Annotated in this window: 12 protein-coding genes; 11 read left to right on the top strand and 1 reads right to left on the bottom strand. The window is 56.2% G+C overall.

All coding sequences use genetic code 11. The features are described 5' to 3' along the window. From AAF465_16545 to AAF465_16595, 11 genes are all read left to right on the top strand, one after another. Positions 1–602, top strand: a 602-nt coding sequence (locus tag AAF465_16545; GenBank protein ID MEM7084339.1) for a glycine zipper 2TM domain-containing protein, incomplete at its 5' end; no start/stop codon positions are given. Positions 603–646: 44 nt separating this feature from the next. Then, positions 647–1,255 (top strand): hypothetical protein, encoded by a 609-nt coding sequence (locus tag AAF465_16550; GenBank protein ID MEM7084340.1) that lies wholly within the window; start codon positions 647–649, stop codon positions 1,253–1,255. Between the two features lie 112 nt (positions 1,256–1,367). Next, a complete protein-coding gene (locus tag AAF465_16555; GenBank protein ID MEM7084341.1) occupies positions 1,368–2,054 on the top strand; it encodes a response regulator transcription factor in 687 nt (228 codons plus the stop codon). Beyond that, a complete protein-coding gene (locus AAF465_16560) occupies positions 2,051–3,412 on the top strand; it encodes an ATP-binding protein (protein MEM7084342.1) in 1,362 nt (453 codons plus the stop codon). Before AAF465_16555 ends, AAF465_16560 begins: the two co-directional genes overlap by 4 nt. A 132-nt stretch (positions 3,413–3,544) precedes the next feature. Next, positions 3,545–7,441, top strand: coding sequence for an ATP-dependent RNA helicase HrpA (gene hrpA / locus AAF465_16565; protein MEM7084343.1), 3,897 nt, complete (start codon positions 3,545–3,547; stop codon positions 7,439–7,441). A gap of 267 nt (positions 7,442–7,708) precedes the next feature. Beyond that, positions 7,709–8,305: a hypothetical protein gene (locus AAF465_16570; protein MEM7084344.1), complete on the top strand. Its 597-nt coding sequence runs from the start codon at positions 7,709–7,711 to the stop codon at positions 8,303–8,305. A 91-nt stretch (positions 8,306–8,396) separates the two neighbouring features. Next, on the top strand, positions 8,397–10,406 hold the full coding sequence (locus AAF465_16575; GenBank protein MEM7084345.1) for a thrombospondin type 3 repeat-containing protein: 2,010 nt from the start codon (positions 8,397–8,399) through the stop codon (positions 10,404–10,406). Between the two features lie 236 nt (positions 10,407–10,642). Further along, complete coding sequence (locus tag AAF465_16580; GenBank protein ID MEM7084346.1) at positions 10,643–12,607, top strand: sulfotransferase; 1,965 nt, start codon at positions 10,643–10,645, stop codon at positions 12,605–12,607. Positions 12,608–12,741: 134 nt separating this feature from the next. Then, on the top strand, positions 12,742–15,399 hold the full coding sequence (locus tag AAF465_16585; protein ID MEM7084347.1) for a M1 family aminopeptidase: 2,658 nt from the start codon (positions 12,742–12,744) through the stop codon (positions 15,397–15,399). Positions 15,400–15,532: 133 nt separating this feature from the next. After that, on the top strand, positions 15,533–16,027 hold the full coding sequence (locus tag AAF465_16590; protein MEM7084348.1) for an asparaginase domain-containing protein: 495 nt from the start codon (positions 15,533–15,535) through the stop codon (positions 16,025–16,027). 35 nt (positions 16,028–16,062) lie between these two features. Beyond that, positions 16,063–16,740, top strand: coding sequence for an MBL fold metallo-hydrolase (locus AAF465_16595; GenBank protein ID MEM7084349.1), 678 nt, complete (start codon positions 16,063–16,065; stop codon positions 16,738–16,740). A 112-nt stretch (positions 16,741–16,852) separates the two neighbouring features. On the opposite strand, the gene AAF465_16600 is transcribed toward AAF465_16595, so the two are convergent. Further along, on the bottom strand, positions 16,853–17,021 hold a 169-nt coding region (locus tag AAF465_16600; protein MEM7084350.1), incomplete at its 5' end, for a zinc metallopeptidase.

Genomic DNA, 17,021 nt, shown 5'->3' on the forward strand with positions numbered 1-17,021 from the left:
CGTATGCTGTGACCATCGACAACCTGTATCCCGCTGATTGGCCCGCCGGGCTGGAGAACTTTATGAACACATCCATTCGACTATCACTCTTTGCAGCCATTTTCTTGGCCGTGCCGTTCGCACAGGCCGATGACCGTTCCCGCGACGCGGGCTATGACTACGCCGATGTGATATCGGTTGAGCCCTTGTTTCGCCGAGTGCGCACCACCGTGCCCCGAGAAGAATGTTGGGATGAGGAAGTGACCACGCGCTCACGGCGAGACCGCAGTGGCAACAACGTTGGGTCGGTCATTGCCGGTGGTGTGATCGGTGGCGTCATCGGGCATCAATTCGGTAGTGGCTCGGGCAATGACGCGGCGACCGCTGTCGGCGCGCTTCTTGGCTCAGCGATTGCCAGTAATCGAGACAAAGGTCCTGAGCGGGTGCGCGAGCGAACACGCGTGGTTGAGCGTTGCGAAACCGTGCGAGAAACCCGTGAAGAAGAGCGAGCCGACGGCTACCGCGTAACGTATGTTTACGCCGGTCGGGAGTACACAACCCGCACGGAACGTGAACCAGGTGATAAACTCCGTGTACGCGTGGCGGTAACTCCCAGCTACTGAAAGGAACAGACGCCGCGCTCGAATCGAATTGCGGAGCTGTCATCATGATCAATAACGCCCAGCGCAGTGTCATCGTGCTCGCGTTCGCCGTGTTGTTGGCCTGGCCAGCACAGGCCAATAGCCAAGATCATGACATGGCCGATCGCATTTACGAAAAATACAAGGAGCGTGACACTGAACAGAAACGCAGTAAGCGCTCGAGAAGTTCGGATCGATCAGACGAGAAGCGTGCAGCGCCAAGTCGATCGGTTCGCGAACGCTCGGAGCAGAGGCGTCAAGACAACACGCAAGAGAAACGCCGCGAGTCGACCTCTCCTACCTGGGAGTCGTCGGCGCGTGATACGCGTCGTCGTAGCGATGCCACGGACATTGCGCGCACGCTGCGTGATTTAACGCGGCGTACCGAAAGGCGAAGCGATACTCGCGAACGCGACGCTCGACCTTCGACCGTGATGCGCACCGACAGCGCCGTGCGCGAGAATGTGTCACTGGACCAAGCCGTGAATATCGTGCGCCGACGATCAGAGGGGAAAGTCATTAGCGCACGCACCGAAGGCAGCGGCGCCAATCGAAAACACCGAATAAAAGTGCTCATTGGAGAGCGCCGTGTGCGCACCTATGTGGTGAGCGCCACGACCGGCCAAGTGTATTGATGGCGAGTTGGGGTCAGCAGCCAAAGTTCGCACAATGGGCGCCTGACAACAAGGGCATCGGGACCGTCTTGCGCGGCTCCGCCCAGCCGATGGCTCTGTGACGAGGAATGTCATGCGCGTACTGATTATAGAAGACGAACAGCAAATTCGAGAGGCCTTGTGTACCGCGGTTCGCGACTCCGGGTTTGCGGTGGAGAGTGCGGCGGATGGCGAGGAAGGGCTGTATTTCGCCACCGAGTACCCGATTGATATCGCCATAATCGATCTTGGCTTACCCGGTATGAGCGGTATGGACGTGATCCGTCAGGCCCGAGAGGCCGGTAAAGGGTATCCCATTTTGATTCTGACGGCGCGTGATCGTTGGCAAGACAAGGTGGAAGGGCTGCAGGCGGGCGCCGACGACTATGTCGTCAAACCGTTTCACACCGAAGAGGTGCTGGCGCGTCTCAACGCGCTGATGCGTCGGTCGGGCGGTTTTAGCGAGGCGGTGTTGCGCGCCGGCGCGATTGCGTTGGACACGCGTTCACAGGTGGTGACTGTGGACGAAAAGACGGTTGAGCTCACGTCATTCGAGTACCGCGTGTTGGAATATCTGATGCTCAAGAACGGCAAGGTGGTTTCCAAAAGCGAACTCACGGAAAGCCTTTATGACCAGGACTATGAGCGTGACAGTAATGTCATTGAGGTGTTTGTTGGTCGATTGAGAAAGAAGTTGGATCCAGAGAACAAAATCAAACCGATTGAAACCCTGCGCGGTCGTGGATATCGGTTTGCACTCAGCGCTGAAGCGACCGGATGAAAAGTCTCAGCGCGCGCTTGCTGGTTACGGTGAGCTTGCTGCTGTTGGTGTTTTTTGGATTGGCCATTGTTGCGCTCGAGTCGGCCTTCCGCGAATCGACCATGCAAGCCATTCGAGATCGCCTCAATGTGCAGATGTTGATGCTCATCGCAGCGGCCGATACCGACGAAGCCGGTCGTGTTACCTTGCCAGATCAACTACCCGAAGCGCGCTTTATGTCGCCGGGCTCCGGACTCATCGGCCAAGTGATCAGTGAATCAGAAGTGCTCGAGTGGCGCTCTATGTCGGCGGTTGGCCTCTATCTGCCGATCGAACCCGTGTCACCGAACGAGGGCATGCGTTTTCAACGCGCCACCGCCACCGACGGTACTGAGATGTTTAGCTATTCTTTGGCATTAGAGTGGGAGCTGTCCACGGGTGAATCGCTGTTTTACACATTCAGTGTGGCCGAGGGCCTTGAACCATTTAATGCACAGGTCGGTAAGTTTCGCGAGCGTCTCATGACGTTGTTTGCCGCTGTCACGTTGCTGATCCTCGCGTCTCAGGCAATCGTGTTGCGCTGGGTGTTGCGACCGCTTCGACAAGTGGCACAGGAGGTGGCGGAAATCGAAACCGGTGATCGCGCTGATTTATCGGCGGACTATCCCACCGAGTTGCAGCGTCTCACGCGCAACACTAATCGACTGCTGGATGCGGAACGAAAACGACTGGCGCGTTACCGCAATACCTTGGGTAACCTGGCACACAGCCTTAAAACGCCGTTGGCGATCGTACGCAACACGCTCGAACGTCACCAGATCGAAGCGGGCGCAGAACGCTCGATTCATGAACAAGTGGATCGTATGAGCGACATTGTGGGGTATCAATTGCAGCGCGCTGCCGCGTCGGGCAGCACGACGCTCGGGGTAGCCCAGCTTGATGTGCTGGAAGTGGTACACGCCATTGTCGACTCGTTGAAAAAAGTCTATGCCGACAAACCGATTAACTGTGTGGTCACCGCCCCGGCACGTGTTCGCTACCGTGCCGAAAAGGGCGATCTCATGGAAGTGTTTGGTAATTTGTTGGACAACGCCTTTAAGTGGTGTGACGCCAACGTTGCGATCGATCTGGCGATAATCGAGGGCGAGTCGGGCCGCTCGGGCATTCGTTTTGAAATCAGCGATGATGGACCGGGCATTTCGCAAGAGGATGCTCAACGCGTGTTGCGACGGGGGCAACGTGCGGACGAGAGTGTCGCTGGCCATGGTATTGGTTTGAGTGTAGTGCGCGAGTTGGTTGAGATCATGCGGGGGTCGCTGACGCTGTCGAGCGAACGCGGACAGGGGGCCACGTTTATCGTCGAGTTGCCGCCACTTTAGCCCAGCCAAGTACGCGAGAACCGACGTCGCGCCCGTGGCGCTGCATGGCGTGCGAGGCTGATCAACCTACGCGGTGGATTCTATGGGTCGTTTAGTGGTGCACGTCGACAACCCGCGCGCGTAGCAAGAAGAATGCGTCGACGGCTGCATCGACAGCACGCGGCGTGTACACTCAATTCTTCATTGTTTGCCTGGTACGCCGTGAACACCACCGTTCATTCCGATCAGACCGTCGCGCTCATGCAGCAGATGGCGCACACCATGCTGAGCGATCGAGTACGACTCATCGCACGCGTTCATTCGCTGGTTGATTTAAATGACGAACAACAGGCTCAATTGAGCGCGGATATCGATGCGTCTATCGCGCGGGTAAAGCGGCGCGCAACGCGTTTCAAACCGGTCATCGATTCGTCCTTACCGATCGCGGCTAAAGCCGATGACATCATCGATTCCATCCGTCAACACCCCGTGACCATTGTGGCCGGTGCGACCGGTTCGGGCAAAACGACACAACTGCCAAAACTATGCTACCAGGCGGGTTTCGGTCATCACGGCGCGATCGGGCATACCCAGCCTCGACGTATTGCTGCGCGAGCAACGGCGGCTCGTATTGCCGAGGAACTCGGCTGCTCGATTGGTCAGGGAGTCGGATACAAGGTTCGGTTTAATGATCAGACCGGTCCTGAGTGCCAGATAAAGCTCATGACCGACGGCATGCTGTTGCAAGAAGCACAGTTGGATCGCCAGCTGATGGAGTATGACTGCCTGATTATTGATGAAGCGCACGAGCGCTCGCTGAACATCGATTTCTTGTTGGGCTTAGTAAAGCGGTTGCTGAAAAAGCGACCACAGCTGCGACTGGTGATTACTTCCGCGACCATTAACCCACACGAGTTTGCAGAGTTTTTCGATAACGCGCCAGTCATCGAGGTGAGTGGTCGCAGTTACCCCATCGACATTGAGTATCATCCCCCCAATGAGTGTCCGATGGATCAGCACATCGCCGATACGATCGAGGCGTTGTGGGCGCATCATCGTCGCGCGGATGTGCTGGTGTTTTTGCCGGGGGAGCGCGAAATTCGCGACGCGCAGCGGGTCCTTGACGGGCGCTTTGGCGATGATGTGCACGTTTTGCCACTCTACGCGCGACTCAACACGCCGCAGCAAAACGAGGTGTTTAAGCCCCGTTCACAAACACGCATCGTGTTAGCGACAAACGTTGCCGAGACCTCACTCACTGTGCCAGGCATTGTATTTGTGGTGGACGCAGGCACGGCTCGAATCAGTCGATATCACTATCGCAGCAAGTTACAGCGCCTGGCGATTGAGCCCATTTCCCAAGCCAGCGCCGCCCAGCGCGCTGGACGGTGTGGGCGCACCGAGCCGGGCGTGTGTGCGCGGCTCTACCGTGAAGACGAATTTGAGTCGCGCGCAGCCTATACTGATCCGGAGATCCTTCGAACCAACCTGGCGAGCGTCATTTTACGTATGCTCGTGCTGGATTTAGGCTCGATTGAGCGGTTTGAGTTTGTGCAGGCGCCTGATCGGCGTTTCATCAAAGACGGTTATCGCTTACTCAACCAGCTGCAGGCGGTCAGCAAAGAAGGTCATGTCACGAAACAAGGGAAGCGCATGGCGCGGTATCCGCTGGATCCACGCTTGGCCAAGATTCTTGTGGCGGCGGTCGATGACGGTTGTCTAGCTGAAATACAATTGATTGCGGCGGGCTTGAGTGCCGGTGATCCACGCGAACGACCGTTGGACAAACAAAAAGCGGCCGACGAACAACACCGTCAATTTGCCGACACGCGCTCCGACTTCATGGCCTTGCTCGCCATTTGGAAAGCATGGCGTCAACAGACCGGAAAGCAGCGCCAACAGCGCGCGTGGTGTCGCAAGCACTTTTTGTCCTTCCGTCGTCTCCAGGAGTGGAACGACGTTGTGCTCCAATTGAGGTATGTCGCTAAAGACTTGATGCACGATGTGAATAAGCGTCCCGCAAAGCCCGCGCTAATTCACACCGCCTTGCTTCGCGGGTTCACCGATCAAATCGGCCAACGTCAGGCCGGTGGGGTCTATGAAGGGGCACGCGGTCGACAATTTAAGCTGTTTCCTGGATCAGGATTGGCGGCAAAACCACCGGCGTGGGTGATGTCAGCAGAAATCGTTGAAACATCGCAAGTGTTTGCGCGAACGGTCGCCCAGGTGAATCCAGTCTGGATCGAGCGTGCGGCGCCGCACCTGTTAAAACGTCGCTGCGTGGACACATTTTGGAATAAGCAAACCGGCACCCCGATGGGGATTGAAGAAGTTGGTCTGTTTGGCTTCGTGTTGAGTCGAAACCGTCGTGTGCCGTTAGCGCGCCACGATGCGGCCGCCGCGCGTCAGGCCTTTATCCAACATGCGCTCGTTGAGAACCGTTGGGTGTTTAAGGCGCCCTTTATCCAGGTTAACGACTCCCGACGAGCGCAACGAGCGGTGATCGAAGCGAAGCGTCGCCAGATTCTACTTGATGAGTCAACACAATTCGATGCGTTTCAGGCGCGGCTGCCCGATGGGATTGTCGATCGCAAATCGTTTACCGCGTGGTACGTCGCAGACAAAAAGCACGCCAACGAGATGATGGCGTTACAGGCACATGAACTCGGGCGCCAAGAGGAGGCGTCGGCCGCTTGGTATCCCGATACCATGACGGTGAGTGGTCAGTCGCTGGCGCTTGCGTATCTGTTTGATCCCAGCGAAGCGCGCGATGGCGCCACGCTAACGCTGCCTGCGGCGTTGGCACGACATATAAATGGTGCACAGATTGAATGGGTCGTACCCGGCTGGTTGCGTTTGAAAGTGGAGTCGATGATGCGCGCGTTACCGAAGGCGCAGCGCAAGCAGCTTGTGCCGGTAAACGACTGCGCCCAGGGGTTTTTGCAATGGGCGATTGAACAAGAATTACCAGGCGGGAGTGAATCGGTGCGAGCCGCACTGAGTCGCTTTGTGGGGATCAAATTTGGCTTGCAGGTTGACGAACGTGACTGGTCGCATGAAGCACTCCCAGACTGGATGCGACTAGGTTTATCCGTGGTTGATGAAAATGGCCAAGAGGTGGCGTGGAGTCGCAACCTGAATGACCTTCGTGCGCGGGCGCAAGGTGCGATTGCACAGGCTGGAGAACCAGACGAATCGCCGTGGCTGCAGACCGATGTGCGGCAATGGTCCTTCGATCGCTTGCCCGATACGGTCGAAGTGGACTATGGACAGCTGTCGGTGGGTGCGACGCCGGTTCTGTCTGATAAGACGTATCGCGTTGATTTAGAGCTTGTGCCAACACTGGAGGATGCTCATGCGGTGCACGGACAGGGCGTTCTGCGCCTATTAAGTGTGCAGCTCGCAGACAAAGTTCGGTATCTACGAAAGAACTTACCCGATCTAAATCGGCTGAGTTTGCTTTACATGAATGTGGGTGAGTTTGACGCGCTGTTCGACGATATCGTGATGGCCTCGTTAGCTTCGATGGTGCGTGATCCTGCGATGATCCGGGATGGCGAATTGTTCGCCGAAACGCTCGACCACTGTCGCAGTCGGCTCATACCTGAGGCACAAACCATTGCGGCTGATGTCCTGACCGTGCTGGCTCAGCGGCAAAAAGTGCGCATGGTGTTGGATCGCGACGGGTCCAAACTAAACAAAGTACTCAAGGACGATGTCGAAGCGCAACTGGATTCTCTGATTTATCCTGGCTTTGTACGGCGTACACCCGCGGAATGGCGAAGCGAGCTCTACCGCTATGTGCAGGGCCTCAATGTGCGACTTGAGCGATCGCTTCAGCATGGTAAGTCTCCACCAATAAACCAAGATCTGACGCAGCACGAGCAGCGCTTGGCCGGAATGAGTTGCGATGAGGAAGCGCAGGTTCCCGACTATCGATGGCTGCTGCAGGAATGGCGAGTCTCGTTGTTTGCTCAGGAGCTTGGTACCAAAAAGCCGGTGTCTGCACAGCGTATAGAGCGCTATCTTGCAAAGGCCAACATGCGTTAACCGTATTGAGCGCGTCGGCGGTCAGCCCCCAAAATACCCACCGTGCACACGCCGCCACACTGGCTGCCGTAGGCGATAATCGCCTTGGCGTTTGAACATAACGCGCAGTGCGGTTGGCTCGGTCTTCACTTCATGTACACTGGTTACACGCGCGTTGAGTTAGGGGCTCGACGTGCCTGACTGTACCGACCCACACGACAAACACGACCACGTATTACGCGTCAACAACCACTCGTCGGTACAAGGGGATTCAGAAGGAGCACCATTATGAGAAGGGTTGTATTGGCTATTGTGCTTGTGCTTTGCGGCACCCAGGTTTTCGGCGACGTCGGGCGTTATCAGGCGAGGGGGTACGACGGTGAGCCCATCATCGACTATTCCCGGCGACACTATCGCGTGATGGATTCCGACCAATTTCTAGCTCTTAAGATTTATGCCGACGGCCGCGTTCGGTTGTCTACGCCTTCCTACATGCACAACCCCGGTGAATTTGAGTTTCGACTCAATGCCAAGCGTATGCAGGCGCTGCTCAGTTCCATCGACACGATGGAGATACTCTCATTTGATGCCGATGCCGCGCATCGCGCAAAGGCGGAATCGGAAGCGCGGCGAGCGGATGGCGAGCGATTTCATGTATCTGATTTAACCGAAACGCGCATTGCGATCCGCTTCGCTCATTTCGCGGCGCCGGGCAAAGAGGGGAAACCCGTTAATCGGCAGATCCTATGGAACGATGTGGCGGTAGAGGCAGAGCGGTTTTCCGATGTTGTGATGCTGCAAGGACTCAATCACTTCGAGCGTCAATTGCTCAGACTCACCGACCCCACTCGTCGGCAGGCGGTGCGCGTCACAGGGGGTCAGTAATATGCGTCATTCAAGAAAAACAGCATGTCATCATCCCGGCCTCTTTACGGCGATGGTTACGACCCTCTTGGTCCTAGCGAGCGGGAGCAGCGTGTCGGCGGGTACATTCATCGGCGCCAGCGAGTCGAACCCAAACTTCATTTTGCACCCGACTGGCTATGTGCCCGGTAACCAGAATCTTGATGTTAACGTCTGCATCAGTCCTGCCAGTGACGTGACAGCTGACTTAGAGGTCCCCGTGCAGAACGTGGTGGCGGTGTATAACGCTCTACAGGCGACGACTGGAAACCTTCAATTCGGTGGCAATAACAATATTCCCTCAGGGGCATTCGATGCCGAATCCGTCGTGTTGCATGAGGTGGGCCACTGCCTAGGGTTAGCGCACGTGAATCTTGCATCCGAATCGGGCTTAACCGGCGCCCAGCGGGAATACACAAAGTCGACGTTAGGACCGGACAACAGCTACGACCTCAATGACGGCGCAGACAATATCATCGGTTCTGCTGACGATTTGCGCGGCGACGACACCAATCTGCATTACTTTAAACTTCTCGACAACGACCCGTTCACGTTGTCGGGAACGATCGATTCAAACACGTACAGTCGCAATCTTGCGGATTTGCCGTCGGGCTCATACGCCGCCAATGGGTCGAGAGCCCTTGCGCCTGCGCTGGGTGTGCCCAATACGGAGGCGGTGATGCAGCAAGGGCAATTCTCGGATGAAGCCCAGCGCACGTTAACCGCCGACGGCGTGGCGACACTGTCTTACGGCGCGAGCGGCGTTGATGAAGTCGCCGGCACGGCGGATGACTACGCGTTGTCGCTAAACTACCGCGGCGTCACATCGAGCGATTGTGACATCACGATTACGGTGGATAACAACACCGGTTTTGCGAGTTGCTCAGTGAGTTTCGGCTTTGTGTCGGGTAATCACTGGCGGATTACCAGCGCAACCGTGCGACTCAATGAAAACACCAACTGGTTCTATAATCCGGAACTGGCCGACCCGATCAATATGGCGCCGACAGTCGATCCGATTAGCGACGTGTTAACCAATGAAAACGAAACGGTGAATATTGCCATTAGTGCCACCGACCCAGACATGGACGACAGCCTGACGCTCAGTTCACCGGATGCCCCCGGCTTTTGTGTGTTGAATGACAATGGTGACGGCACCGGGCAACTCGATTGTTCGCCACTTCCAGGGGATGCCGGAGAGTACTCCATCACGGTAACGGCGTCGGACAACGGTGATCCGGTGCAAAGTGCCAACGATGTGTTCACACTGACTGTTCTGCCAGAGGGCGTAGGCCTGTTCGATGTGTGTCGCACACCGATTGCGGTCATTCCCGATAACACAGGCAGTCCGCTGTCGGACGTGTTGTCGTTCACGGATGCGCGTCAAATTGTTGACTTAGATGTGACGGTCACACTGACCCACCCCTTTGTGAGCGACATTGTGGTGTCGTTGACCCATGAGGACACAGGCACCTCTGTAGTGCTTATTGACCGGGCCGGCATTCCGGCGACCCCATCCGGTTGTGACGGCATGGATATGGATGCCGTGTTTGACGATGAAGGCGCGGATGGTCCGGGCGAGAACGCATGCGCCGCGTCATCACCTTCAATCACCGGTAGCCTGACGCCGGCAGAGGCATTGGCCAACTTTAATAGCGACCTGCTAACGGGCGACTGGCGGCTGGATGTCGACGATGTGGAATCGGGCGACTCCGGCTTGTTGTTTCAGTGGTGCATGAGCGGGTCGGTGATGGCGGTGACCGATACGGATACCGATGGTGACGGCGTGTTCGATATGACGGACAACTGCACGAATACCCCCAATCCGGATCAATTTGATACGGATGGCGACGGTATCGGCAATCGCTGTGACGCCGATTTTGATAACAATTGCATCGTTAACTTTGCCGACATCAGTCTGTTCGTTCCGGCATTTAACTCAGCCACTGGCGATCCGAACTATGATCCGATATTCGATATTGATAGCAGTGGTTCCATCTCATTTATCGATTTTGTGACGCTCACCACCTCGTTTCTCGAGGCACCTGGCCCAAGTGCCAACGAGTGTGTTGTCGGCAATTAACAGGTCGTCGGTGAGGCCGCCCTCTGGGGGCGCGTGCGGCCTCATCGCTTGTTCGCGGCGCGAATACGCCATGCGCTGGCAGTCAGATGCGATCCTGTCCAAACCGCCGTCGCCGTGGCAGGTGTACTGATGGTTGCGACGCAGTGCCGTGGTTGCGTTCAAGAGATGCGATGTCGCAGTTGATAGTGTAAAACACACGTAACGCATTTCAATTGCGATCATCTGTGAGACAGGGCATGTCTGATCTTTCTTTCGACGTGGCACACGCGCTTCATATGCGTGGCAGACTGGATGACGCGCGCCGGGCCTACCAGACGCTCATCGCTCAAGATAACGATCCACAAACTGTGCACTGGCTCGGATTGCTCGAACTGCAATCCGGGCAACTTGATCGGGCAATTGAGCTTCTTCGACAATCGGTGACATTAGCGCCATCCGCCGAATATTTTGCAAATTTAGGCGGCGCGCTACTGGCCGCCTCCAAGCCCAAAGAGGCAGTCGATGCCTTTGAGGCCGCGCTTGAACGGGTGGCCGACAGGCCGCAAACGCTCGCTGGTCTGGCGAGCGCCCGCCTGCAATGCGGTGATCGCGAGCAGGCGATCTCCCTGTACCGCCGGGCCGTCAAGCTCGACCCGCAGCAGCCGGCGATTGCGCACAATCTCGCACTGGCCTTACTGGCGGACGGGCGGCTCACGGACGCTCAACGAGTGACCGACAACGCGATAGCGGCCTGTTCGCCCAACGATGATCAGCTACTCGCGGCGCTGCATTTGGCCAGCGGGAACGCGAGGGTGGGATTAGGCGACTATCAACGCGCAATGGACAGTTTCCAAACCGTCATAGACTTGGCGCCAAACTCCCCGTTCGGCTACCACAGTTTGGCCAATATGCATCGTGAGTTGGGTGATGCGGACTTGGCCGCACGGCATTACGAAACGGCGATCCGCCTCGCGCCAACGATCGCGGACGGTCATGTCAGCCTCGGCGTGCTCAAACAGGAGCAGGGCGACATGGATGGCGCTCAGGCATGCTTTAAGAATGCGCTCAAACGACAGCCCAGCCATGGCAAAGCAATTCGCTTGCTGGTTGGTGTGTCTCGCGATGAGCCATCGGAGGCTGAGCGGACCGCGATGCGTACGTTCGCGGCCGACGTTCGATTGCCCGCATCGGACCGAGCTCAGATCCATTTTGCACTGGGGAGGATCGGGGAGCGTGCACACGACTATTCTCAGGCCTTTCATCACTTTGAGCAGGGGAATCGTTTGTACCGAGACATCCTCGATTATTCAGTCGACGACGATGTCACGCATATGGCCTCCGTTGCACGGACGTTTACCGACGAGTTTGTGAAGGAGGGCACGGGTTTTGATGCGCCGGCGTCGACCATGACCCCGATTTTTATTGTGGGCATGCCGCGATCTGGCACCAGCCTTCTCGAGCAGATTCTGGCCAGTCATTCACACGTTCAAGGCGGTGGAGAAGTCGACTGGCTTATGCGTGATTGGCGTGAGGAGTGTGCCGCGTATGCCGCGAAACACCGGCCGCAAGACGCGAAGGAGACGTTAATCCTGAGCAATGAGACTTGTCTGACCATGACCGCCGAGTTTCGCGATGAGCAGTTTGCGCGCATTGGGCGGCGATACCTGTCGCGCCTAGAGCAACACGCCCGCGCCCCGTATTTCGTCGATAAACTTCCGCATAACTTCATGCATATTGGCTTGATCAAAGCGGCAATGCCAAATGCCATCGTACTGCATTGTGAGCGCCACCCGCTTGCGACCAGCTGGTCGCTGTTTAAAAGTTTCCTTGGCACGCACGGTAACGCTTTTTCATTCGACCTTAACGACATTGCTCGTTACTACGTGAGCTATCACACTCTGATGCAGCGTTGGAAAACTCAGTCCAGCACTGCGGTGGCGTCAATCGTTTACGAAAACCTGGTCCGCGATCCGGCGACGAGCATTCGTCAGGCTCTGACAGCGTGCGGGTTGGATTGGGAGGACGCGTGTTTGGCGTTTCATCGCAACCGTCGAGCGGTTAGAACCCTTAGCGCCACGCAAGTTCGACGTCCGATGTACACCTCGGCGTTACGCCAATGGACGCACTATCAGGACGCTCTTTCGCCACTGGTTCAGTTGTTTCGCGAGCACCATATTGTGAGCGAGACGGCGCTGTACGCCGAAGGGCACGATACCCAATGAAGTGGCGATTCACGTTCCCGTTCATTGTCAGCGTTTTGGCTATAGCAGTACTGGCCTGTCAAGGGCGTGACTCGACAGCGGTTGATGATTTAGCGTCGTCGCCAAGCCAGGCACCACAATCGGATGCAATACCGATGGATGCGTCATCCTCCGGGCGATCGTCGCTCGACACGCGTCGCCCTCGCGGTGCGGATGATCAGAATCTCCCATTGGGTTTGTTACCGGTGGGTGTCGAGCCACTGTGGTACGCCTTAGCGCTCACGGTCGACCCGGCGTTGAGTCGTTTCTCGGGTCACATTGCGATCACGGTAGCCATCCAGGACGACACGTCTGTGGTCTATCTTCATGGTCAGTCGCTCGCGGTCACCGCGACTCTGGCGCGACTACCCGATGGTCGAACAATCGACGGACGCTACACCCAAGTCCACGAGGATGGTGTTGTACGCCTGCTGTTTGAACAGCCCCTTCCTTCCGGGCGTGCGGTGATCGAGATCGAGTACTCAACCGACTTCGGCCGCACGCTCCAGGGCCTCTACTCAGTGTTGGACGGCGGCGAGCAATACGCATACACCCAGTTGCAACCGGTGTATGCGCGACAAATGTTTCCTTCTTTTGATGAACCAGCGTTCAAAACACCTTTTGAGCTTTCACTCATTATTGATGAAACGCACGTGGCCATTGCCAATGCACCCATGATCGGTGAAACGCCCATTGGGTCGGGGAAGAAGCTGGTGCGATTCGCGCCTACCCAACCGATGCCCACCTATTTGGTGGCGCTGGCGGTCGGGCCTTTCGATGTGGTGGACACTCACGCGATTCCGCCAAACGCCGTGCGTGAACGCCCGCTGCCCCTGCGCGGTGTCGCCGTACGGGGAAAAGGCGACCAACTTACCTATGCACTTCGTGAAGCAGGGCCTATTCTTGATGTGCTGGAGGCGTATTTTGATAGGCCTTATCCCTACGATAAGCTGGATCTCATTGCGGTGCCCGATTTTGAGGCGGGCGCCATGGAAAACACCGGCGCGATAATGTTTCGCGAACGATTTTTACTGTTGAGCGATGACTCACCGCCTCAACAGCGACGAGCTTATGCCGTGGTGATGGCGCATGAGCTGGCACATATGTGGTTTGGCAACCTGGTGACCATGCCCTGGTGGGACGACCTATGGCTAAACGAGTCTTTTGCGACATGGTTGTCCTACAAGGTTGTCGCCGACTACGACGCTGAGCAAAACCCATTTCGTGCGAAAATTCGTCATACGGCTCGGGCCATGAAACACGATGGTTTGTCTAATGCGCGTCGTATTCGCGAACCGGTGGGGAGCAATGACGATATCGTCGCTGCGTTTGATAGCATCACGTACTCCAAAGGCGGCGCGGTCCTCAATATGTTTGAACGCTATTTGGGCCCTGAGTTGTTCCGCGATGGCATGCGCGCTCATATACAACGTTTCGCGCATAAGAGTGCCGATGTCCATGATTTGTTTGATTCGCTGTCCAAGGCAAACGCAGCCGATCTCTGGCCTGCCGCCGAGTCATTCTTGTTACAAAATGGCCTGCCACTGGTGTACGCGGCGATTGACTGCCAACAGGATAAACTGATGTTGGCTCAGTCTCGTTATCGGCCGCTCGGCTCGTCCGCAGAGGAAGCGCGTCGTTGGGAGATTCCGATCTGTTTGAAGATTGAGGGTGCTACGCAGCCACAGTGCCTGTTGCTAAAGAACGCGCAAGCAACGCTGCCACTCGATGGCACATGTCCGGCTTGGGTGTTGCCCAATGCGGATTTCTCAGGTTACTACCATTGGCGAATACCGATCGAACAGTATGATGCGCTGTTCACGGCGGGCAGTACCTTAACGGAAGCCGAATGGCTTTCCATCACCGAGAGTATTCATGCTGGCCTGGCCAGCGGACACCTGTCGGTGGCGTCAACGTGGTCGATGATTGAGCGGCTGGCCGCGTCCCAGTATCCCTCGGTATCGCGCAGCGTCTTACCGCTCATACGTCATATCGAGCATCGCTTAGCGGACACACCGAAAATGCGCTGGACGGTACGTGGCCGAGCCGCCGATCTTTATCGCTCAATGAACGCGTATCGCGCCTTCGATCGGGGCTATCTGTTGGCGTTGCCGAATAACGAGCAACGTATTCACTATTCGGATATCGCGAGCTTTATGGCTGAAACGGCATACGATCAGCCGACCCGAGCTGCCGCGCTTAAAAAAGCGCAGGCGTTTTTGCGGGAGGATGAGGCTCAGAGTGTGAGTGTTGCGACCCTCGATACAATATTGACGGTGGGAGTACAGGATGGCGGTCAGGGCTTTGTCGACGCGCTGTTGACTCGCTTTTCACAGAGCTCGAATGCGTGGTTTCGCGACACGGCACTGAGCGCGTTGGCGCGTTCTCGTGACCCAGCAACGGGCGACCGGTTGAGGGCTATGGCGCTATCCGGCCAGCTTAAGGGCAACGAGATCCGTCGCCTGTTTGTCGGACAGCTTCAAGAAGACGTCAACCGGCCTATTGTGTGGGAATGGCTCAAGGACAATATTGATACCCTAATGGCGCGTATGCCGGCAGGTCATGTACCGAGTCTTGCGCAAGTGGCCGACCAGTTGTGCGAAGCCGATTACACCAACGACATCGATCAAACGCTCCGACCGCACCTTTCTCAAGTGCCCGGCGGTGAGCGACGACTGGACAGTGCTTTGGAGGCGATGGCCATTTGCATTGAGTCTGTCGCCGCGCAACGATCGGAGTTATCTTTCTTCGACCAAGGGGTGCGCCGAAGTTAGAAGACGTTGGGTGTCTCCCAGAACTCAGGTACGATATGTGTGTCAGCGTCGTCGGCGGAGATTGTGTTTGCGTCGAACAGTGATATCAATACGCCACATTTGGCCTACGTTTTGATTAACGGAATTTACTTTCATGAGCATACATGTACTCACAACTGGCGGCACCATTGATAAAGTCTATTTCGACGCTACGAGTGAGTTTGAAGTGGGCGAGCCCACGGCGGGTCTTATTTTGCGCGAATCGCGCGTCACCGTCGATTTTACCGTCACGCCGCTGATGCGTAAGGACAGCCTCGAGCTGACGGACGATGATCGAGCGGAAATCGTGCGGGCTGCCATGGCATCGAACGAGACGCAAATTTTGATCACTCATGGTACCGATACAATGACGGATACGGCCAAAGCCCTTTTGGCGTCCGGTATCCGAGAGCAGGGCAAAACCGTGGCGATCACCGGCGCATTAAATCCGGCGCGCTTCCGATCCACCGATGCCATTTTTAATGTCGGGATGGCCGTGGCGGCGGTACAAAGTCAACCGCCTGGTGTGTACATCACGATGAATGGTCAAGTGTTCGAGGGCGACAAAGTTCAGAAAAACCTCGACAAAAAAGCGTTTGAGTCGGTTTAGCCGCTGCGCTACGTGACTGTCAACTGGAGTAAGGCATGAGATATCGTACGACCCAATTCGGACTCTTGACGCTTCTGTGTGTGCTGAGCCTGACTGCGGCAGCGCAATTGGAAAACGTTAAAATAACCACGACAAAGATCACCGATTCGATCTACATGCTTCAGGGTCGTGGCGGGAATATCGGCGTATCGATCGGTGCGGATGGCGTGTTTTTGGTCGACGACCAGTTTGCGCCGTTGACACAGAAAATTTCTGCGGCCGTGGCTGCACTGAGTGATAAGCCAATTAAATTTGTCGTGAACACGCACTGGCACGGTGATCACACGGGCGGCAATGAAAACCTTGGGAAGCAAGGCGTGACCATTGTGGCCCATGACAATGTGCGCAAACGCATGAGCACCGATCAGGTGCTCAAAGCGTTTAATCGGCCGGTGCCAGCCTCGCCGGATGGTGCGCTACCGGTGATCACGTTTAATCGCGCCATGACTTTTTACTTCAATGAAGAAGAAATTAAGGTTGAACATTATCCGTACAGTCACACGGACGGTGATTCGATATTGTTTTTTAAAAACCTCGGTAAGATCGTCATGGGGCACTTCAGTACGGAACAAGTTGCGCGGTATCACACCGGTTACTTTGCCTCCTCCCGCCAGCACGGTATTGGCGAGCGTTCCCATAAGGCCAACTCTGGCGCCACCATAAACGAGCCGTAGATCCCGGCTTATCAATTCCGATCCCAGTTGTTTCGCTGCTTTACTATAGGCGGGATCGACACCACTGGCGGAGCCGCAATATACACAAATTGAATTCATACCTTTGTTTCTCTCACCTGCGCAACAATAGTAGCCAGCGTCCAATATTCAACACATTTGCCAGTGCAGCTGCGAAATAGGTCAGCGCAGCGGCTTGCAAAATCTTGCGTATAGCCGGCAAATGGGACTGCTCCACATACTCCCCGTTTGTGAGTATCGGCAATGCCTTGTTGAAACTGGCA

It is taken from the genome of Pseudomonadota bacterium, assembly GCA_039028935.1.
Taxonomy (GTDB): Bacteria; Pseudomonadota; Gammaproteobacteria; order Steroidobacterales; family SZUA-146; genus SZUA-146.

What these genes read in the sequence shown, in the direction of transcription:
- AAF465_16550 (MEM7084340.1), top strand. Translation starts at nt 647, where the DNA reads ATGATCAATAACGCCCAGCGCAGTGTCATCGTGCTCGCGTTCGCCGTG.
- AAF465_16555 (MEM7084341.1), top strand. Translation starts at nt 1,368, where the DNA reads ATGCGCGTACTGATTATAGAAGACGAACAGCAAATTCGAGAGGCCTTG.
- AAF465_16560 (MEM7084342.1), top strand. Translation starts at nt 2,051, where the DNA reads ATGAAAAGTCTCAGCGCGCGCTTGCTGGTTACGGTGAGCTTGCTGCTG.
- hrpA (MEM7084343.1), top strand. Translation starts at nt 3,545, where the DNA reads ATGCGTCGACGGCTGCATCGACAGCACGCGGCGTGTACACTCAATTCT.
- AAF465_16570 (MEM7084344.1), top strand. Translation starts at nt 7,709, where the DNA reads ATGAGAAGGGTTGTATTGGCTATTGTGCTTGTGCTTTGCGGCACCCAG.
- AAF465_16580 (MEM7084346.1), top strand. Translation starts at nt 10,643, where the DNA reads ATGTCTGATCTTTCTTTCGACGTGGCACACGCGCTTCATATGCGTGGC.
- AAF465_16585 (MEM7084347.1), top strand. Translation starts at nt 12,742, where the DNA reads ATGGATGCGTCATCCTCCGGGCGATCGTCGCTCGACACGCGTCGCCCT.
- AAF465_16590 (MEM7084348.1), top strand. Translation starts at nt 15,533, where the DNA reads ATGAGCATACATGTACTCACAACTGGCGGCACCATTGATAAAGTCTAT.
- AAF465_16595 (MEM7084349.1), top strand. Translation starts at nt 16,063, where the DNA reads ATGAGATATCGTACGACCCAATTCGGACTCTTGACGCTTCTGTGTGTG.